The organism is Thermovenabulum sp. (assembly GCF_049723235.1).
In the GTDB taxonomy this organism is placed as follows: Bacteria; Bacillota; Thermosediminibacteria; order Thermosediminibacterales; family Thermosediminibacteraceae; genus Thermovenabulum.
This window is the reverse complement of sequence record NZ_JBNARB010000015.1, coordinates 1-20,316: the sequence shown is the minus strand read 5'-3', so window position 1 is coordinate 20,316 and position 20,316 is coordinate 1. Positions and strand designations below refer to the sequence as shown.

At 35.2% G+C, this 20,316-nt stretch carries 21 protein-coding genes; 1 reads left to right on the top strand and 20 read right to left on the bottom strand.

Features of this window, described 5'->3' with window-relative positions:
* Positions 1 to 211: 211 nt before the first annotated feature.
* From ACPLOV_RS08220 to ACPLOV_RS08205, 4 genes are all read right to left on the bottom strand, one after another.
* On the bottom strand, positions 212 to 436 hold the full coding sequence (locus ACPLOV_RS08220) for an alpha/beta-type small acid-soluble spore protein (protein ID WP_068748140.1): 225 nt from the start codon (positions 434 to 436) through the stop codon (positions 212 to 214).
* Positions 437 to 555: 119 nt separating this feature from the next.
* A complete protein-coding gene (gene recG, locus ACPLOV_RS08215; protein ID WP_424910998.1) occupies positions 556 to 2,592 on the bottom strand; it encodes an ATP-dependent DNA helicase RecG in 2,037 nt (678 codons plus the stop codon).
* Between the two features lie 7 nt (positions 2,593 to 2,599).
* Positions 2,600 to 4,234, bottom strand: coding sequence for a DAK2 domain-containing protein (locus tag ACPLOV_RS08210; protein WP_424910997.1), 1,635 nt, complete (start codon positions 4,232 to 4,234; stop codon positions 2,600 to 2,602).
* Between the two features lie 15 nt (positions 4,235 to 4,249).
* Entirely contained in the window at positions 4,250 to 4,603 is a 354-nt protein-coding gene (locus ACPLOV_RS08205) for an Asp23/Gls24 family envelope stress response protein (protein WP_424910996.1), read from the bottom strand.
* 173 nt (positions 4,604 to 4,776) lie between these two features.
* Between ACPLOV_RS08205 and rpmB the strand changes: the two genes are divergently transcribed.
* Positions 4,777 to 4,965, top strand: coding sequence for a 50S ribosomal protein L28 (rpmB, locus tag ACPLOV_RS08200; RefSeq protein ID WP_424908244.1), 189 nt, complete (start codon positions 4,777 to 4,779; stop codon positions 4,963 to 4,965).
* A gap of 147 nt (positions 4,966 to 5,112) precedes the next feature.
* On the opposite strand, the gene ACPLOV_RS08195 is transcribed toward rpmB, so the two are convergent.
* From ACPLOV_RS08195 to dapF, 16 genes are all read right to left on the bottom strand, one after another.
* Positions 5,113 to 5,280, bottom strand: a complete 168-nt coding sequence (locus tag ACPLOV_RS08195) for a hypothetical protein (protein WP_424908245.1) — start codon at positions 5,278 to 5,280, stop codon at positions 5,113 to 5,115.
* A gap of 145 nt (positions 5,281 to 5,425) precedes the next feature.
* Positions 5,426 to 6,073 (bottom strand): ribulose-phosphate 3-epimerase, encoded by a 648-nt coding sequence (gene rpe, locus ACPLOV_RS08190; RefSeq protein WP_424910995.1) that lies wholly within the window; start codon positions 6,071 to 6,073, stop codon positions 5,426 to 5,428.
* A 24-nt stretch (positions 6,074 to 6,097) separates the two neighbouring features.
* On the bottom strand, positions 6,098 to 7,960 hold the full coding sequence (pknB, locus tag ACPLOV_RS08185; protein ID WP_424910994.1) for a Stk1 family PASTA domain-containing Ser/Thr kinase: 1,863 nt from the start codon (positions 7,958 to 7,960) through the stop codon (positions 6,098 to 6,100).
* Between the two features lie 17 nt (positions 7,961 to 7,977).
* On the bottom strand, positions 7,978 to 8,715 hold the full coding sequence (locus ACPLOV_RS08180; protein ID WP_424909273.1) for a Stp1/IreP family PP2C-type Ser/Thr phosphatase: 738 nt from the start codon (positions 8,713 to 8,715) through the stop codon (positions 7,978 to 7,980).
* The gene (rlmN, locus tag ACPLOV_RS08175; RefSeq protein WP_424909274.1) at positions 8,712 to 9,752 is read right to left on the bottom strand and encodes a 23S rRNA (adenine(2503)-C(2))-methyltransferase RlmN; all 1,041 of its coding nucleotides are present in this window, start codon (positions 9,750 to 9,752) and stop codon (positions 8,712 to 8,714) included. The genes ACPLOV_RS08180 and rlmN overlap by 4 nt, the downstream gene beginning before the upstream one ends.
* 13 nt (positions 9,753 to 9,765) lie before the next feature.
* Positions 9,766 to 11,121 carry a 16S rRNA (cytosine(967)-C(5))-methyltransferase RsmB gene (rsmB, locus tag ACPLOV_RS08170; protein WP_424909275.1) on the bottom strand — a complete coding sequence of 452 codons (1,356 nt, stop codon included), beginning with the start codon at positions 11,119 to 11,121 and terminating at the stop codon, positions 9,766 to 9,768.
* Positions 11,111 to 12,043, bottom strand: coding sequence for a methionyl-tRNA formyltransferase (gene fmt / locus ACPLOV_RS08165; RefSeq protein ID WP_424910993.1), 933 nt, complete (start codon positions 12,041 to 12,043; stop codon positions 11,111 to 11,113). Before fmt ends, rsmB begins: the two co-directional genes overlap by 11 nt.
* A 2-nt stretch (positions 12,044 to 12,045) precedes the next feature.
* Positions 12,046 to 12,513 (bottom strand): peptide deformylase, encoded by a 468-nt coding sequence (gene def / locus ACPLOV_RS08160; protein WP_424909277.1) that lies wholly within the window; start codon positions 12,511 to 12,513, stop codon positions 12,046 to 12,048.
* Positions 12,514 to 12,561: 48 nt separating this feature from the next.
* Complete coding sequence (priA, locus tag ACPLOV_RS08155) at positions 12,562 to 14,784, bottom strand: replication restart helicase PriA (protein WP_424909278.1); 2,223 nt, start codon at positions 14,782 to 14,784, stop codon at positions 12,562 to 12,564.
* Positions 14,785 to 14,880: 96 nt separating this feature from the next.
* Entirely contained in the window at positions 14,881 to 16,086 is a 1,206-nt protein-coding gene (coaBC, locus tag ACPLOV_RS08150) for a bifunctional phosphopantothenoylcysteine decarboxylase/phosphopantothenate--cysteine ligase CoaBC (RefSeq protein ID WP_424909279.1), read from the bottom strand.
* A gap of 15 nt (positions 16,087 to 16,101) precedes the next feature.
* Positions 16,102 to 16,302, bottom strand: a complete 201-nt coding sequence (rpoZ, locus tag ACPLOV_RS08145; protein WP_068748128.1) for a DNA-directed RNA polymerase subunit omega — start codon at positions 16,300 to 16,302, stop codon at positions 16,102 to 16,104.
* Positions 16,303 to 16,318: 16 nt separating this feature from the next.
* The gene (gene gmk, locus ACPLOV_RS08140) at positions 16,319 to 16,921 is read right to left on the bottom strand and encodes a guanylate kinase (RefSeq protein WP_424909280.1); all 603 of its coding nucleotides are present in this window, start codon (positions 16,919 to 16,921) and stop codon (positions 16,319 to 16,321) included.
* A gap of 13 nt (positions 16,922 to 16,934) precedes the next feature.
* A complete protein-coding gene (gene remA / locus ACPLOV_RS08135; RefSeq protein WP_424909284.1) occupies positions 16,935 to 17,210 on the bottom strand; it encodes an extracellular matrix/biofilm regulator RemA in 276 nt (91 codons plus the stop codon).
* 28 nt (positions 17,211 to 17,238) lie between these two features.
* Positions 17,239 to 18,108: a YicC/YloC family endoribonuclease gene (locus tag ACPLOV_RS08130; protein WP_424909281.1), complete on the bottom strand. Its 870-nt coding sequence runs from the start codon at positions 18,106 to 18,108 to the stop codon at positions 17,239 to 17,241.
* A 20-nt stretch (positions 18,109 to 18,128) separates the two neighbouring features.
* Positions 18,129 to 19,289: an LL-diaminopimelate aminotransferase gene (locus tag ACPLOV_RS08125; RefSeq protein WP_424909282.1), complete on the bottom strand. Its 1,161-nt coding sequence runs from the start codon at positions 19,287 to 19,289 to the stop codon at positions 18,129 to 18,131.
* Between the two features lie 42 nt (positions 19,290 to 19,331).
* Positions 19,332 to 20,174: a diaminopimelate epimerase gene (gene dapF, locus ACPLOV_RS08120; RefSeq protein ID WP_424909283.1), complete on the bottom strand. Its 843-nt coding sequence runs from the start codon at positions 20,172 to 20,174 to the stop codon at positions 19,332 to 19,334.
* Positions 20,175 to 20,316 lie beyond the last annotated feature (142 nt).

Here is a 20,316-nt window from a genome sequence, read left to right as displayed (position 1 = left end):
ACAACAATTTTTGTTTTTAAATAAATTACTCTTTATTTTATGTAAAATATGGTATAAAATTTATTAAAATGAATATTATATATAATGAAATCCCCATAAGCTCTTCCTCCGGTTTCTCCTCTCCCATGCCGGCAAAATTGCCGGCTCTTTTTTTAGAGCATAAAAGAACAGGCTCGCTTTTAAGCAGAGCCTGTTCTTTTTTATCTATTTTTTACTGAGTAGGCGTCCCGCCACTCAAACGTCTTTCATAATCCTCAATCATTCTTTTTACCATATGGCCTCCTACTGCACCGCAATCCCTGGCAGAATAATTTCCCCAGTATCCATCCGGAGGAGCAGTAATTCCAACCTCTCGTGCGATTTCAGCTTTGAATTGTTCCATAGCTCTCCTTGCTTCGGGAACTACGAGTTTATTTCTCTTTTGACCAAGTGCCATCTTTTTTTCACCTCCTTTTTGCGTTTTCTACTATTATCATTCCACGCAAAAAGGACTCCATACTAGAACTATCTGGATATTATACCAAAGTTTATTAATAATTATTTTTCTGAATTTTTTTATAAATGTCTGATTCTTTCAGTTACTATTTCTCTTATTTTTTCAAACTCCTTAGTCTTAATTAAACCCTTATCGTAAATGAAATCAGCCAGTTTTTTCGTCTCCTCTATCATTTTCAAATTATTTATGTATCCTGCAAATTTAAACTCCGGAAGTCCATGCTGTTTTTCTCCTAAGAATTCTCCTGGCCCTCTCAATTCCAAATCTTTTTGCGCAATTTCGAATCCATCGGACGTTTTTAAAAGTACTTTTAGTCTTTCTCTCGCATCCTCTTCCCGGGAATCGGTGATCAATATACAGTACGATTCCAAATTACCTCTGCCAACCCTCCCTCTTAATTGATGTAACTGGGCAAGTCCAAATCTTTCTGCATTTTCAATAATAATCAAAGTAGCGTTTGGAACATCGACTCCAACTTCTACAACTGTGGTACTAATAAGTACTTGGATTTTTTTTGATAAAAAATCTTCCATGACTTTGTCCTTTTCCGCATTTTTTAGTTTTCCGTGAAGAATGCCTACTTTTAAATCAGGAAATTCCTTAACTATTTCATCGTATTTTTCTTCAACACTTAAAAGACCAAAATTATTTTTTTCTACAGCTGGGCAGATAATATATACCTGATGTCCTTTTTCAACTTCGGAAATCATAAATTTGTAAACTCTATGTCTTAATTCGCTATTTACCAAATATGTAGCAATTTTTTTTCTGCCCTTAGGCATTTCATTAATTATCGAAATGTCAAGATCTGCATATAAAGTAAGAGCTAAGGTTCTTGGTATGGGCGTAGCACTCATTACCATTACGTCGGGATAGAATCCCTTTTTTACTAATTCTTCCCTTTGCCTGACACCAAACCGGTGTTGCTCATCTGTTATAACAAGTCCGAGGTTAGCAAATTCTACATCTTCTTGTAAAAGAGCATGGGTACCGACAACTACACTGATTTGATTTTTTTTAATCTTTTCTAATATTTCTTTTCTCTTAGCACCCATATTCCCTTTCAATATTTCTACTTTAGTTCCAAAAGGATTTAAGAATTTATTTAAATTTTCATAATGCTGTTGTGCTAAAATTTCGGTAGGAGCCATAAATGCACTTTGATATCCGTTTTTATATGCGAGGTAAATAATGGAGGCTGCTACAACTGTTTTGCCCGAGCCTACATCCCCCTGTAAAAGCCTGTTCATTACTTTCTCACTATTTAGATCCTGAAGAATTTCTTTCAAAACCCTTTTTTGTCCATTGGTTAATTTAAATGGAAGGTTATTTAAAAAAGGGCTGAGATTAAAATCCTTATATATATTGCTCCTCTTTTTTCCGAGAAGATATTCCTTAGTAGCTCTCATCCCCATTTGAAAGATTAATAATTCTTCAAAGGCAAGACTGTCTTTTGCCTTTTTAAGGCTATCCCAGTTTTTTGGAAAATGCATTTCATAAATAGCATTTGCCTTGGGCATTAAACCATATTTTTGCGTTATAAATTGAGGTAATATTTCTTCGCTTTTCAGTAATAAATAATAATCCTTAAAAGCTCCTTCTATTATTTTTTGTAAATTTTTCTGGGTTAATCCCCTGGTAAGGGAATATACCGGTAAAATTTTATTTATTTTTTTTATATCTTCCTTCACCTTATAGTACTGAGGGCTTAATATTTCATATTCGCCAAAATTCTTCCTTATTTTTCCAATAACGATTAATTTTTCATTTTTGAATAGATTACTTTTAATATAAGGTTGATTAAAAAAAACCAAATTTGCATCACTTTCCCCATCCGTCACGGGAATTTTCGTTAATACAACACCGCTTCTGGTTATTATATCTTGCCCCAGTTCCTTCACCTCAAGAAAAAAAGTGGTTTTTTGATCTTCTATCGCTTCCTTCAATTTCATGGGGGTGAGATCGATATAGTCCCTTGGAAAAAAAAATAAAAGGTCTTTAACGGTTTTTATATCAAGGGCTTTTAAAAGTTTCGCTCTTGCCGGTCCGACCCCTTTCAAATAGCGAACATCCAAATTTAGGTCCAAAAATACCACCTCTTGTCTATTCTAAGGAAAGAATATAATAATAAAGATTTTGCCCTCCTTCATAGATTTCAACTTCTAAATCCGGAAAATTGCTTTCTATCAGGTCTTTTATTTCATTTTTTTCCTGTTCATTAATGTCATTACCCGCATAAATGGTTAACAAATTGCCATTCTTTTTTTCCATCATGTGAAAAATTAAAGGTAATAATACATCTTTACAGTTACTACCCACTACCTTTAGCTCTCCATCAACCATCCCCAAAATATTCCCCTTTTTTATCTCATGCCCGTTCCATTTAGAATCCCTGACTGCAAAAGTTATTTCCCCCGTAACCACATTGTCAAAAGCTTTCATCATATTTTCTATATTAGACTCTATGTCTTCCTCGGGATTATAGGCCATTAGCGCAGAAATTCCCTGTGGAAATGATTTTGTAGGTATTACATATACCTTTTTTTCGCTTATTTTTTTTACCTGCTCCGCGGTTAAAATTATATTTTTATTATTGGGTAATAAAATTACGTTATTAGAATTTTGGTTTTCAATTATTGATAAAATACTTTCCGTACTGGGATTCATTGTTTGTCCGCCTTCAATAATTATATCCGCGCCCAGGGTTTTAAATATTTCCTTTATTCCCTCACCCGATGCCACTGAAATTATCAATGTTTCTTTTACGGTATCCTCAGGAGTATTTTGTTCTTTTTGCGCAATGTATTCTTGATGCTGCAATTTCATATTGTCAATTTTGACGGTCCTCAATTCACCGTATCTTAAAGCCTCTTCCAATACCTTCCCCGGATGGTTTGTATGAATATGTACCTTGGCCAAATTATCCATTCCAGTTACTATGAGGGAATCGCCCAATTCGATAAGGGAATTTCTAAGTCTCTCTATGGGAATTTGATTTTTGCTTTCCACTATAAACTCGGTACAGTATAAAAATGTTAGCTCAACTTCTTCGAATTGGATCTTATTATCAATTTTTTCTTTTTCAATAGAAGGTAATAATTCTTCCTTTATATCTCCGGTGTTTTTAAGTGCTTTTAAAAAACCATCTGCAAGAAATATAAGCCCCTTTCCGCCGGCATCCACTACACCGGCTTCCTTTAATACCTTCAGCATTTCTGGAGTTTTTTCAAGCACCTTTTTGCCATGTTCTATTGTAACTTCCAGCACCTCTATAATGTCTTTGTTTTTTGAAGATTCCACCTGCATTTTTTGAGCCATCTCCCTGGCTACGGTAAGTATTGTTCCCTCTACAGGTTTCAAAATCGCTTTGTATGCTTCTTCAACCCCTTTTTGAAAGGAATTGGCAAGGTCCTTAGCTTTTAAAATTTTTTTGTCCGAACCTATAGCAGCGGCAAAACCCCGGAATAACTGAGAAAGAATAACCCCTGAATTGCCCCTTGCTCCCATCAAAGCTCCCCAGGCAGCAGCGTCTGCCAATTTTTTCAAGTCATTTTCAGGCATTTTTTTCATTTCTTCCACTGCTTGCTCTATTGTCAACGACATATTAGTACCCGTATCGCCGTCCGGAACAGGATAAACATTTAATGAATCAACAATTTTTCTATTATCCGACAGATTTTTTGAAGCTAAATATAAAGCCCTGCGAAAAAGCTCTGCATCAATGTATTCAAGCTGCAATGTATAAACCCCCTTTTACTTTACGCGTACGGTTTTTACTATGACATTTACTTTGTCAGGAACTATTCCCAAGTATTTATTTAAATTATAATGCACTTTTTCGATAACATTATGAGCAACTTCACTAATTTTAATTCCATACTGGACGGCGATGTAAAGATCCACAATCAGATTATTTTCATCAATATGTACCTCTACTCCCTTACCCAGGTTATCCCTTCCAAGTAATTCTATAATACCATCGCTCATTTTTTGGGATACCATACCCACCAGTCCATAACATTCTACAGCTGCATTGCCGGCAACTACCGCAATTACCTCCCGGGTAATATTTATAGTTCCAAGGGGAGTTTTAATTAAATTTTTCAAAATGGGCCCTCCTCCTAACATAGCCTTTGCATATTTCAATTATAATATATTTTTATTTTTTTTTTAAGATAACATCTCAGTTATTATTGAAGTCAATTTTTCATTATGATAAAATAACTTTGTTGTCATTAAAATACTTATAGCTTATTCATTATTAAGGAGGTGTTAATAATATGGCAAAATGTGAAATTTGTGGGAAAACACCACAATCAGGTATGCAAATTAGCCATTCTCATATTAGAACAAAAAGAAAGTGGCGCCCAAATATTCAAAGGGTACATGCTATTATAAACGGATCTCCCAAAAGAATAAATGTTTGTACCCGTTGCCTGAGGTCTGGAAAGGTAAAGAGAGCAGAATAATAGCGTGCTAAAATTTAAGCACGCTTTTATTTTTGATAAAAGCTAATTTTTATTTTTCGTAAAAATCTTCATAACTTTTTTTACAATATTGCTTATTTTCTTGGGAATTTTAATGACGTATATTCTCATTTTAATCCCCCGCATATTTTAATTTTTCAGTATAATCATTCCGAAACCGATCAATACTATTCCAATCAAGCACATCCAAATCCAGGAAGGAAGAGAAAAGAGTAAAAGTAAAGCTCCAATACCAATTGTTAAACCACCTATAATTCTCCTATACCTGAAATATTTAAACCTAAAGTTCCATAACACCCGATCACCCCCGGGTTTTTTTCCATCTTATTTATGTATCAGTACATATATTATATTCACCTTCGTGAAGCGCTGACACAAAAAATCCCGGAAAATAAATTTCCGGGATAATTTTTTTTTAAAACATCCTATTAATTAACTAATTTTATATTAATTTCAATTTATTTATTACCCCCTTTGGATCGCAACTTTTGTATATTGCAGAGCCCGCAACCAAAATATCCGCTCCTGCTTTTACAATTTCTTCAGCATTATCTTCATTGATGCCACCATCTACTTCGATTAACGTTTTATAATCATTTTTTAAAATAATTTGTTTTAGCGTGGAAATTTTTTTCAATGTGCTTTTTATAAAGCTTTGCCCGCCAAATCCTGGATTTACTGACATTACCAGAATTAAATCCACTTCTTCCAGAATATCTTCAATTAAACTTACCGGTGTAGCGGGGTTAATAGCAATCCCCGCTTTTTTCCCAAATTTTTTTATATCCTGTATAGTTCTATGAACATGACGAGTAGCCTCCTGATGAAAGCTAATTATATCGGCTCCCGCTTCAGCGAAATCCTTTAAATACCTTTCGGGATATTCGATCATCAGGTGAACATCAAAAGGAAGATTTGTCACCTTTCTTATACTTTCTATTACACAGGGTCCCAGCGTTATATTTGGTACAAAATTACCATCCATGACATCAATATGAATAAAATCTGCTCCAAAATCTTCTACTTTTTTAATTTCTTGCTCAAGATTAGAAAAGTCTGCCGATAATATCGAAGGAGCAATTTTAGCCAACTATATACCTCCCTGTAAATCTTTTTAAAAACTGCTTTTATACCATAATTCGCCATCTACCCATACTTCTACATCAATCGTTCCGGTTCCCTCTACAGGAACGATTACTGGACTGTCTTTTGAGGAGTGTTTGTTTTCATATATAGTCCTTTTTCCTTTGTCGTCGGTTACTACCACTTTTACTACAAATTCCCCCTCTCTTTGGGGAAGCGGTATGGATAGATTAAATTTTTTTGTTTCTGCTTTACCAGAGCTTACCGTCAGGTTTACTACAGTGCCATTATCTACTTCCAAACCCGCTTTAGGACTCTGATCTATCACGATGTTTTTTTCATAATCAGAAGAAGGTTTGTAACTTATTTGCCCAATGCTTAAATTAGCCGTTAATATTTCATTCTGAGCTTCAGTCAAGCTCTTCCCGATGAGATAGGGTATTATTGCCTTCTTCACTTCCGGCCCGAGGCTTATAGTAATATTTATTTCTGTATTTTCAGGCAACAGTAACCCTTCTCTTGGATTTTGGTCCATTACTACTCCTTGAGGGTATTCAGTGGAATTAGCTCGTTGAATTTGACCTACTTTAAAATTAGAAGAAGTTATAAGATTAATTGCTTCTGTTTCGGAAAGCCCTATTAACCGGGGCACCTCAAAAGTTCGAGGCCCCTTACTTACAATAAGGCTTACAGGCGGATGATTAATTTTTACTATTTCTCCTCCTTTTGGATCCTGATCCACCACTTCGCCAACAGGCTCATTGGAAAATATCCTTTCAGTTACCTCATACTTTAAATTTTTCTCTGCTAATTTCTTTGCTGCCTCTTCTTCCGATAGTCCTATGACATTTGGAACGGTTACTTCCGGAACATCAAAATATTGTTTTGCAATATACATTCCTAAGTAAGAAAACACAATAAATAATATAATTAATGAAGAAAAAATTAAGAAACCACGAAAATAATTCCTTTTTTTATTTATTTTTCTCGCTGTAGCTTTTATTTTTTCTCCCTCATCCATACCTTTAAAAATCATAGTTTTTTCCGATTCAGGAAGAACAAAGCCCGATTCTTCCAATTTCTTTTGTGCTTTTATAATATCCCTTTTTAACTCCGAAATGGTCTGATATCTATTTTCCGGTAATTTTTCAAGACATCTGCTTATAATATCTTCAATAAAATAAGGGAATCCGGAAAGCATTTTAGATATGGATACCGGCTTTTCTTGCAGATGTTTTAACGCTACCGACACAGGACTGTCTCCCGTAAAGGGCAGTTTTCCGGTAAAAGCCTCGTATAATAATACTCCAAAGGAATATATATCCGACCTTTCGTCGGTATAATCCCCCTTTGCCTGCTCCGGTGAAAAATAGTGAACCGAACCAACAATACCACCGCTGTTTGTAATGGTAGAGCAATTTATTGCACGGGCAATACCAAAATCGGTAACTTTAACCCTTCCTTCCGGAGTTATTATAACGTTATGTGGTTTGATATCCCTGTGAATAATTTTATTCTTATGAGCACATTCAATAGCATCACATATTTGTCTTGCAATTTCCAGTACCAGCGGAGCGGGTAACGGTCCTTCTTCCTTAATTATTTGTTTTAAAGTTTTACCCTCTACGTATTCCATTACAATATAGTGTATCCCATCTTCCTTCCCCACATCGTATATGCTCACAATGTTAGGGTGAGATAAACTCGCCGCAGCTTGTGCCTCTCTCCGAAATCTAATAACAAAATCATCATCATTAGAATACTCAGGCCTCAATACCTTTACTGCGACCAATCTATTCAAAAGGGTGCATCTGGCTTTATATACTATCGCCATGCCACCCCCGCCAATTTCCTCCAGTATTAAATACCTATTACCCAATTTCCTTCCCAGCATAAACCTATCATCTCCATTTAATAATCGATGATAATGGTAACAACAGTAATATTATCATATCCGCCTTTTTCGTTTGCAAAATTAACTAATTCTTTGCATATTTCCTCAGGATCTTTGTGTTTTTCCACTACATCCTTAATTTCTGAATCTGAAAGCATCGAAGTCAATCCATCGCTGCAAATTAATATTACATCACCTTTTTCCAAATAAACTTTTAAAATATCAGGATCTGAGAATTCCTCTATCCCGAGGGCTTTTGTAATTATATGCTTCATGGGATGTAATTTCATTTCTTCAAAGTTTATTTTCCCTTGCTCCATTAATTCCCAAACCAGGGAATGATCTTTTGTGATTTGATTAATACTTTGATTTCTAATTATGTAAAGCCTGCAATCTCCTATATGCCCTACAAATAATTTCTTTTGCACTATAACTGCTACGGTTGATGTAGTTCCCATACCCACACATTCTGAATCATTATAGGATTTTTCCAGTATTTTTTTATTTGCAAAATAAAAAGCCTCTTTAATCAGTTCTTTAATTTCATCCTCTTTATAAAGTTTTTCTTTGTTGTTATACAAAAAGGAAGAAATCTCATCTACAGCTATTCTGCTCGCTATCTCTCCGCCATTATGACCGCCCATTCCATCGGCAACTATAAAAACCAAGGGTTCTTCATTATTATCCGGCATAAAAAAAGCATCCTCGTTATTGGGCCTCAATTTACCTTTGTCAGTTATTCCCCAAAATATCATCCTTCCACCTCTTTTAAAAAACTCCACCGGAGCTGACCGCAGGCCGCTTCAATGTCGCTACCCATTTTAGCTCTTACAGTTACAGGAATACGATTTTCCTCCAGAATCTTTTCGAACCTTCTTATTGCTCTCGGATCGCTACCTTTAAATAATTTTTCTTTTACTGGGTTCAAAGGAATCAGATTGACATGACATAACATTCCCCTTAAAAGGTCTGCAAGTTTTTTTGCACACTCTTTTCCATCGTTAACTCCAGAAATTAAAATATACTCAAAACTAATTCTCCTTTTAGTTTTCATTATATAAAAATTGCAGGCTTCGAGCAATTGGGTGATATTATATTTTCTATTGATGGGCATTAACTTGTTTCTTAAATCATCAAAAGGTGCATGAAGTGAAATGGAGAGGGTAATTGGCATGTTTTCCTCGGCAAGTTTGTAAATATAAGGGACAATTCCGCACGTTGAAACAGTAACTTTTCTTAAACTAATATTGAGGCCAAGGGGGTTATTTAATAATCTTAAAAACTTAATCAATTCTGTATAATTCAAAAGAGGTTCTCCGCTTCCCATTACCACCACATGGCTCACTTTTTTATTAATTTGTTTTTCAATCTGTAGAATTTGATCCACCATCTCCCAGGCTTCTAAATTTCTTACAATTCCTCCCAGGGTTGATGCACAAAAAGCGCACCCCATAGCACATCCCACTTGGCTTGACACACATACGCTGACGCCATAAGAATATTCCATTTTCACGCTTTCAATAATATTTCCATCCACTAAAAGAAAAAGAAATTTAGAGGTCTTATCCTTTTTTGAATCAACCTTTTTTAAAATTTTTATCTCGCTTATATATGCACATTTCTTTAATTGAACAATCAGGTTTTTAGGAAGGTCGCTCATTGATTCAAAGTCTGACACTCCCTTGTAAATCCACCTATAGATTTGCCTTGCTCGAAAATCCTTTTCTCCCAGGGTCCTTATGTATTCAGTAAGTTCGTTAAGGTCCATTGCTTTAAGGTTTTTTTTCTCCATTATAAATCCTCCATTATTTCACCCTTTTTATCCTTGCTATGAAAAAACCATCTATGCCATGAATATGTGGAAAAGTTTGTAAAATCCCCTTATCTTTAATATAAGGATGCAATTTTTCGGGCAATAGGGGTCTTAAATCGTCAAGCTGAAAATCTCCATTTTCCCTCAAAAATGAATATACCACATCTTCATTTTCACTGGGTTCTAAGGTACAGGTGCTGTAAACAATTACCCCTCCTGGTTTTACATAGGTGGAACAGGTTTTCAAAAGTTTCAGCTGTTCATTTCTCAGCAAAAGTATATCCTCCGCCTTTTTTGACCACTTAATATCGGGCTTCCGCTTTATTACTCCAAGCCCACTGCAGGGAGCATCTACCAAGACCTTATCGAAATATGCTGTATATTTTTCATCGATAATAGCTGCATCCTTTTGTTCTGTTTTTACAATAGAAACACCCAATTTTTCGCAAAGTTTTTCAATCAATTCTAATCTATGAGGATGTATGTCCCATGCAATTACCTGTCCCTCGTTTTCCATTAGTTGAGCAATATAAGTGGTTTTACCTCCCGGTGCTGCAGCAGCATCTAAAACCCTGTCTTTTTTATTAACTCCCAGTGCTCTAACTACTAAAAGAGAACCTTCATCCTGAGGTTGAAAATAACCCTTTATGAAACTTTCTGAATCGGTAAAATTACGAGCTTTCACAAGATATAATGCTTCATCAATATAGTATCCTTTATTTACTTCGTATCCTTCTTTCTCAAGAATAGTTTTTAGTTCATCCACACCTACCTTTAAAGTATTTACTCTAATACATAGTTTTGGCTTTTCATTTAAAGCCTGAATTAGTTCTTTTGTGAATTCATAACCGTAAAGCCCCATCCATCTTGCAACTATCCATTTAGGAAAAGAATAATATATACTTAAAAACCTTTCCGGTTCTTTTTTTTCATCGGGATACTCGATTTCATTTATCTTTCTTAAAACATTTCTTAACACTGCATTTACAAAACCCGCCGAAAATTTTCTATATTTTTTTGCAAGTTTCACCGATTCATTGACAACAGCATAAGAAGGAATTTTGTCGAGAAATAATATTTGATAAACTCCGATGCGAAGAATGTTTAAAATAATATTATCAAGTTTTCCCACCGAAATATTGGATACCTTTGAAATAATATAATCTATACGAATGCGATTTTTAATCACTCCGTAAACGAGCTCGGTAGCAAGATTCTTATCCTGTTCACTCAAATCTTTTTTAAATTGGGCATTCAATTCTAAATTAGAATAAGAACCTTTTTCCACTTTTTCAATAACTTTTAGTGCAACCTCCCGCGGATTAACCTTTCGCCTTTCAATTTCCAAATTCATCACCTTCTGACATAGGATGCCCTATTACATAATCCCATGCTTTCATTCTCTTTCCTCCAGACTCCTGAAGTTCAGTAATTAATAGGGTGCCATCGCCTGTACCCACCAAAATCCCCTCATTTTTTAGAATTTTAATTATTTTCCCGGGTTTTTCGTTTTGATCCTCTCTATGTTGTGCTTTCCATACTTTTATTTCCTGTCCTTTAAAAAATGTATAAGCTCCGGGCCAGGGATATGTGCCTCGTATCAAATTATATATTTCCTTAGCACTTTTATTCCAGTATATAAGTCCATGTTCCTTTTTTAAAATAGGAGCATATGTCGCTTTTTTATCCTCCTGGGGAGTCCTTAAAAGATTACCCCTTTCAATTTCTTTTATACTCTTTAATAAAAGATCCGCTCCAAGTTTGGAAAGCCTGATCGATAAATCCTCGCTGGTCCAGTTATCTTCAATAACTATCTTCTCCTGTAAAAAAATATCACCAGTATCCATTCCTTCATCCATCCACATTATGGTTACACCGGTTTCCCTTTCTCCATTAATTATTGCCCATTGTATGGGGGCAGCTCCTCTATATTTAGGGAGAAGGGAGGCATGTACATTAATACAGCCAATAGCAGGTATCTTCAATATGCTCTGAGGAAGGATTTGCCCAAAAGCTACTACTACAATTAAATCGGGTTTTAACTCTTCTAACTTTTTTACAATATCCGGTTGTTTTACCTTTTCGGGCTGTAGAACGGGAATATTAAATTTCAGTGCTTGTACTTTTACCTCAGGTGGAGTTAAAATTTGTTTTCGCCCTTTTGGTTTATCCGGTTGAGTTACTACCGCTATTACCTCATATTTATTTTCCAGTAAAACATTTAGTGAAGGAACGGCAAATTGGGGGGTCCCCATGAAAATTATTTTCATAGCTATTCATCACCTTTTTTTTCTTCGATAATATTATTTGCTTTGTCTATGAATAAAACACCATTTAAATGATCGATCTCATGGCAAATAGCCCTTGCAAATAGACCCTCCGCCTCAAGTTCAAAATCCAAACCCTTTTCATCCTTTGCCTTCACCTTTAGCCTTTGAGGCCTTGCCACTTCACCATAAACTCCCGGTATACTTAAACAACCTTCCACATCTATTATCTCACCATCCATTTCAATAATTTCCGGATTAATAAAAACGTTCAAACCTTCTCCTATATCCACTATTATTACCCTTTTTAATATTCCGACCTGAGGTGCAGCAAGACCAATACCGCTTGCTTTTTTCATAGTCTCCGCCATATCTTCTATAAGCATCTTAAGCCTATTATCAAAAATAGTTACCTCTCTTGCTTTTTTTCTTAATATGTCATCTCCTAATTTTCTTATTTCTCTGTAAGCCATGGCTTGCCTCCTTAAAACTATTTTGAATTTATTTTCACTATAAAATCACTATAAAAGCTCATAAGGATCTAAATCCCAGGAAAATTTAACCTTCTCTTCTTTAGCCGAAATTTCCTTAAGCTGTTTTTGAGCTTGAATTAAAGGTGTATATTTCTTACTTTTCATAAGTATATTGTACCGAAAATTATCTTTAATTTTAAACCTAAGAGCAGGTATGGGTCCTAAAATTTCTACATCCTCCTCAATACACCTTTTTAACACCTCACATATTTTCCAGGATAAATCTTCAACATACTCCTTATCCTTTCCCGAAAGGGTTATGTTTAAAAGATGGCAGAAAGGAGGATAATTAAATTCTTTTCTATTTTTTAGTTCCTGTTTAAAAAAATTATTTAAATCATAGTTTACCGCCGCCCTAATAACATAGGATTCAGGATAATAGGTTTGAATCAGAACTTTCCCACCGGTAAGTCCTCTGCCCGCTCTTCCCGCAACCTGGGTTATAAGTTGAAATGTCCTTTCCCCTGAACGAAAATCAGGAATATTTAATGTTATATCTGCCAAAACTATCCCTATTAAAGAAACCTTTGGAAAATCAAGCCCTTTTGCGATAGTTTGGGTCCCTATTAAAACGTTGGCCCTTCCCGTTTTGAATTCCAGTAATTTCTCTCTTAACATCATTCCTTTTTTAGAAACTACATCGGCATCAATTCTCACAGTTTTAATTTCCGGTATAAATCTTTTTATTTCCTCCTCAATTTTTTCGGTTCCCGTTCCGTAATAACCTATTTTATTACCTTTACATTTAGGACATGTTTCTAAAGCTTTTACTTTAAAGTCACAGTAATGACATTTTAAAGATTTATCTTCTAAGTGATAAACCAAGGATATATCACAATGAGGGCATTTTGCCACATATCCGCAATCCCTGCATAAAACAAAAGTTGAATAACCTCTTCGATTTAAAAACAAAATAGCCTGTTCTTTTCTTGCTATTGTATTTTCTAATTCTTCAATCAAACGGCGGCTGAAAATGCTTTTATTACCTTTTTTCAATTCTTCCCTCATATCAATAATTTCAAAGGCAGGCAAAGGTCTATTATTAATTCTTTTCCTCATTTTTATCAACAAGAAATTACCTCTTTGCACCTCATATATGCTTTCCAACGAAGGAGTAGCACTTCCGAAAATTAATAATACATCCTCTTTTTTTGCTCTCAATCTGGCCACAATCCTTGCATCGTAAAAAGGGTACTCCGATTGCTTATAAGAAGTTTCATGTTCTTCGTCCAGCACTATAATTCCTAAATTTTTTACAGGAGCAAAAATGGCTGAACGAGCTCCAATAACAATATTTACTTCCCCTCTTATAATTCTTACCCATTCGTCAAATCTTTCTCCATCAGTAAGTGCGCTGTGTAAAATCGCTATTTTCCCCGGAAATCTCCTCTGAAAGATATCCACTACCTGAGGTGTCAGGGAAATTTCCGGAACCAGGAAAATAGCGCCTTTGCCTCTTGATATTACCTCCTCAATCACTCTTATATAAACTTCCGTCTTTCCGCTGCCCGTTACGCCGAATAACAGAACAGGTTTTTTTTGTTCATCAAAATTTTTTAAAATAGTTTTAATAGCATCTTTTTGCTCTACTGAAAGATTTATTTCATGAGAATTGCAATTATAGTCATTATCATTTCCCAAGGAATATTTCATTTTTGCCCTATTGGCCGCATCGTATTCTTTAAAAACGGCATTTTTCTTATAAAGAGCATTGAGCCCATTTCTCACTTTTTCTTTTTCTATTCCCGTTGCTCTTGATATCTCCTCTATGGAAGCTCTTTCCCTATTCAGTAAAAATAAATATATTTTTTTTTGAATATCGGAATTCAAGCTATCGGTAAATTGTCTGTTAATCTTATATATTACAGTTTTCTTTAGTCCACTTTTTACGGGACACATCAATTTTAAAAAATCAATTAAATAAGCTCCATAGTATTCAGAAAGACTTTTAGCCAGATCTATCAAAGCTTCCGGTATTGCTACCTCTTCTACTTCAATTATGCTTTTTAATTTATTTCTCAGTTTTTCATCTATCAACTCTTCCTCTTCAAAATCTACAACAAATCCCCGGGTTTTTTTGTTATTAAAAGGCACTAATACCCTGCTACCAATTCTAATTTTTTCTATTAATTCCTCCGGAATTATATAAGAATATTCCCCCTTGACCCTGGGGTGTTTAACATCTACCGCAATTTTAGCTATTTTTTTCAACCCTGTACCTGTTTACTCAAAGTGCCAAAAAGGCACATTTGAGGCTGGGCTATTTTTGTCCGCCTTTTAAAGCGTGCTTTTTCCCAGCAGGCGGATTTAAGCACGCTCTTTTAATATCGCCTTTATTCTATCTAAAATCAGATGAGCTACTTCTTTTTTACTCAATAACGGAAATTCTTCTATTCTTCCACTCTTGTATAAAATTTTTACAATATTTGTATCCACCTCAAAACCGGCACCCTGTTTTGTCACATCATTTAAAACTATCATGTCAAGGTTCTTTTTAATTAATTTTTCTCTTGCATTTCCTTCAGGAAGATCCGTCTCGGCAGCAAAACCCACCAATATTTTTTCTCCTTTTTTTTCTCCGAGCTCCTTCAAAATATCGGGATTTTTAACAAGTTCAATAATAATTTCCTCATCAGATTTTTTTATCTTATGTTCACTTTTATGCTTTGGGCGATAATCGGAAACAGCTGCTGCTTTTATAATTACATCAGCCCACCGGAAAAGCTCATTAACCTTATTTTTCATTTCTTCTGCCGTTTCCACTTTATGAAATAAATGTAATTTTTCGGGAGGTGAAATACTTACCGGCCCGGAAATCAACGCAACCTCGGCTCCTCTTTCTAAGGCAGCTTCCGCTATTTTATAACCCATTTTCCCCGACGACCTATTTGAGATAAACCTTATCGGATCAAAATACTCTCTCGTCGGTCCTGCGGTTATTAAAATTTTGATCCCTTTTAAATCTTCCTGTTTTACTGCAACTTTTTCCACATAGTCAATAATATCTTCCGGGTCCGGAAATCTTCCTTTACCTATCTTGCCACAGGCCAAAAAGCCCTCATCCGGTTCCATAACATAGCATCCGTTCATTTTTAAAATATTTATGTTTCTCTGGGTGATGGAATTTTCATACATATTTACGTTCATAGCCGGAACTATAATTTTTGTAGCCTTTGTAGCTAAAAATGTGGTTGTCAGCATATCATCCGCAATTCCGGAAGCTAATTTAGCAATAATATTAGCTGTAGCGGGAGCAATAACAAAAATATCTGTTTTATCCGCGAGGGATACATGTTCAACTTCCCAATTGGAAGGCTCTTTAAACATATCTTTTATTACGGGATTCTCGGAAAGTATCTGAAAAGTAAGGGGAGCTACGAATTTACAGGCCGATTCCGTCATTACGACCTGCACATAAGCTCCCCTTTTTTTAAAAAGTCTTGTTAATTCACAAGCCTTATAAGCAGCGATGCTGCCGGTTACCCCTAATAAAATGAATTTACCTTTTAGCATCTCAAATCCGTCCTTTTATTTTGTTTTAATTCGTTCTACTTTAATTTTACCCGCATCCAATTCAAAAAGTGCTATGGAAACGGGTTTGGTAGTCTTTACATCTACTAATTTGGGAGCTCCTTCCACCAGTTGTCTTGCTCTTTTTGCAGCAGCAACCACAATGGTATATTTACTATCGAATTTTGCAGTTAAAGAGTCAATTGAAGGATACATCATATATTACCCTCACCCCTTAATGCATTTTATTTATTAAATCCTGATTCCTGTAAACCCTGCATTTTTCAGCCAGAATTATGGCTTGTAATTTCTCTACTGCTTTATCTATATCATCATTAACGATTACATAATCGTAAGACGAAAGGGCTTTTAATTCGTCTAAGGCACACATCAATCTAAGTCTTAATGATTCTTCTGTTTCACTTCCCCTCTTTTCAATCCTTCTTTTTAATTCTTCCAGGTTAGGAGGAAGTATAAAAATAAAAACGGCATCCTTCCAGTTTTGTTTTATTTGTTTTGCTCCCTGTATATCAATTTCTAAAATTACATCCTGTCCGTTATTTATCTTTTCTTCTACGAACTTTTTTGGGGTGCCGTAGTAATTGTTATATACATTTGCCCATTCTAAAAAGCATCCTTCTTTAATCATCCTTTCAAAATTCTCTTTATCTGTAAAAAAGTAATTAACCCCATTTTTTTCTCCGGGTCTTGGAGAGCGAGTGGTATAAGAAATAGAAAGGGCGATATTGGTGTTTCTTTCCAGCAATTTGCTGCATACTGTTCCTTTACCCGCCCCCGACGGTCCCGATAGAACTATAAGCATTCCCTTATTATTCATAATTTCTACTCTCCTATTTTACTTCTTCCTCTTCAATTTCCTCTTCTTCAATTTCCTTTTCGCTTAATCTATTTGCTACCGTTTCTGGCTGCACGGCAGATAATATAACATGATCACTATCGGTAATAATTACAGCACGAGTCCTCCTGCCATAAGTAGCATCAATAAGCATTCCTCTATCCCTTGCTTCTTGAATAATTCTTTTTATAGGTGCAGATTCTGGACTTACTATTGCAATAATTCTATTGGCAGAAACTATATTACCAAAACCAATATTAACTAATTTTATGTCCACAAAATATTCCCTCCTGGTAATATTATTCTAAATTCTGAACCTGTTCCCTTATTTTTTCAAGCTCGCTTTTAATGTCAATAACCTGTTTTGAAATTACATAATCCGCACTTTTGGCAGCAATGGTATTTATCTCTCTGAACATTTCCTGAGCAATAAAATCCATCTTTTTCCCAACGGGCTCATCGGAATCAAATAAATTAGTGAATTGAATAATATGGCTTTCAATTCTCACCAATTCTTCATTTATATCGGATCTCTCTGCAAAATAAGCAACTTCCATCTCCAATCTCTCATTATCAAGGATTTCTTTTTCAAGAATTTCCGATATCCTTTTTTCCAATCTGCTCTTATATTCTTTCAAGTTAATTTCCCTTCGGGATCTAATTATTTCTAATTTCTGGTTAATCGAATTTAACCTTTTTGAAATGTCCGCCAATAAATTTTTACCCTCTTCTTCTCTCATGTAGTTTAAATTCAATACAGCTTCTTCCAATACCGGTTTTAAAGAAAGCCACAACTCTTCATCTTCCACATTTTTTTCCACTCTAAAAATATCCGGAAGAAGGGAGAGGAGCTCTAATGAAATTGGACCCTCAAAGCCTATCTTTTCTTTTAATTCTAAAAGCTTTTTGTATAAAGCTTCAATAGCCTTATCATCGGTTTTAATCTCCCTCTCGAGATTAAAAGAACTGTAACCGATATATACATCTACCCTTCCCCGCGAAATACGCTCTTTTATAAATCCTCGTATCTTTTCTTCTAAATATAACCAGGGTTTCGGAAGCCTGACATAGATGTCTAAAAATCTATGGTTTACCGTTCTTATTTCAACTTCCCAACCCGGCTCGTTCAGAGATTTTCCTCTCCCATACCCCGTCATACTTTTTGCCATTTAATCACGCCCTTTATTTTTTAAAAAGAAATTTTTTTAATTCTTTCCATTGCCTCCATCAATCTATGGTCGGGGGTTGTAAGAGATATTCTCACATAACCTTCACCGTATTCTCCATACGCGCTTCCAGGTGTTACAACCACAGCAGCCTGCTCTATTAATTTTTCTGCAAAACTTGCGGAAGTATACCCTTCTGGAACTTTCACCCAAATATAAAAGGTAGCCTTGGGTGATTTTACATCTATACCAATCTCTCTTAAAGTATTGACAACCAGGTCTCTTCTTTTCTTAAAAATATCGTTCATCTCTTTTATGCTATCCTGAGGCCCGAGTAATGCTTCAATGCCCGCTTTTTGTATAGCTGTAAATTGACCGGAATCCACATTTGTTTTAATTATACCCAGACCCTGAATTATTTCACTGTTGCCCACAGCATAGCCAATCCTCCACCCGGTCATTCGATAAGGCTTCGACAAAGACCCAAACTCAACCGCTATATCCTTTGCTCCCGGGAAAGAAAGAATACTCGGGGCTTTATATCCGTCATATGTAATTTCAGCATAAGCGCTATCATGACATAAAATTATATCATACTTTTTAGCAAGTTCTATAGCCTCCATAAAAAACTCTTCATTTGCCACAGCCCCTGTCGGGTTATTGGGATAACATAAAAACATTAATTTGGCTTTTTTTAATATTTCTTCATCTATTTTAGAAAAGTCCGGGAGGAAATTATTCTCTTCCAGTAGTGGCATTGTATAGGGAATTCCTCCGGCAAAAATTGCAGCAGTTTTGTATACGGGATATGCAGGATCCGGTATTAAAACATAATCTCCAGGGTTTACAAAAGCTAAAAATATATGAGCAATTCCTTCCTTTGATCCAATTAAAGCCATTACCTCACTTTTGGGATCCAGACCAACATTAAAGCGATTTTTGTAATAAGTAGAAACTGCTTCCCTAAATTCGAGAGAGCCTTCATAATCCGGATACCTATGATATTCTTTGACTTCCACCGCTTTCTTCATCGCTTCTATTATATTGGGTGGTGTCGGAAGATCGGGATCTCCAATTCCTAAACTTATTACATCTATACCCTTGCTCTTAAGTTCAGATATTTTTTTGTCAATTTGCGCAAAAAGGTAAGGTGGTATCTTCTTTATTCGTTCTGCACGTTCCAACTCTAACCCCTCCAAATTTTTGTAAGTTTTTTAATTATATGATTATAAATATGATAGTTCCAGTTCTCCGCTAAAGACTTCTTTTGCAGGCCCAGTCATGAATACTTTTTTATCTTCCATTATTTCTATAAATAAGTCACCTCCCGGCAATTTTACAGTAACTTTATCTTTAACAAATCCTTTTTTATGGGCAGCAACCGCACTTGCACAGGCACCCGTACCACATGCCAGTGTAATTCCCGCTCCCCTTTCCCATACTTTCATTTTCAATTGACTGTCAGAAATCACTTCAACAAATTCTACATTCGTTCTCTTTGGAAAGTATGGGTGATTTTCAATTTTGGGACCCAAACTCTCTAATTGAATACTTTCCACATCCTCGGTAAAAATTACGCAGTGTGGATTCCCCATGGAAACAGCGGTGGCTTTAAAACTACTATTATCGACAATTAAATCAAAATCAACCGCTTCTTCCTTAGTATTTCCCAGCATAGGAATATCTTCCCTTAATAAACTGTAATATCCCATGTCAACTTTAACCGCTTCTACTATATCCTTATTGACAATAATTTCGGGTTTTATAATTCCTGCTAAGGTTTCAATTTCCATTTTCTTTTTATTAACTATTTTTCTCGTATAGGCATAAACGGCAAAGCACCTGATCCCATTTCCGCACATAGTAGCTTCGCTGCCGTCGCTATTAATTATCCTCATTTTTAAATCAGCAATATCGGAAGGCAACAAAATTAAAATACCATCTGCACCAATACCAAAATGTCTATCACAAAGAATTTTTGCTTTTTCTTCAATGATGGATATATCTTCTTTAAAACCATCAATTACAATAAAATCATTTCCAAGACCGTGCATTTTTGTAAACTTCATTTTTCACCCTCGCCCTCTTTTTTACGCTAAAAATCATTAGTATAAATTATATCATTTAATTTTTTTCAATACAATATTTGTCATTTATGCGATCGCGTCAAGTATTTTTAGGTTTTTTTTTAAAAACTCACCATCTCACCAC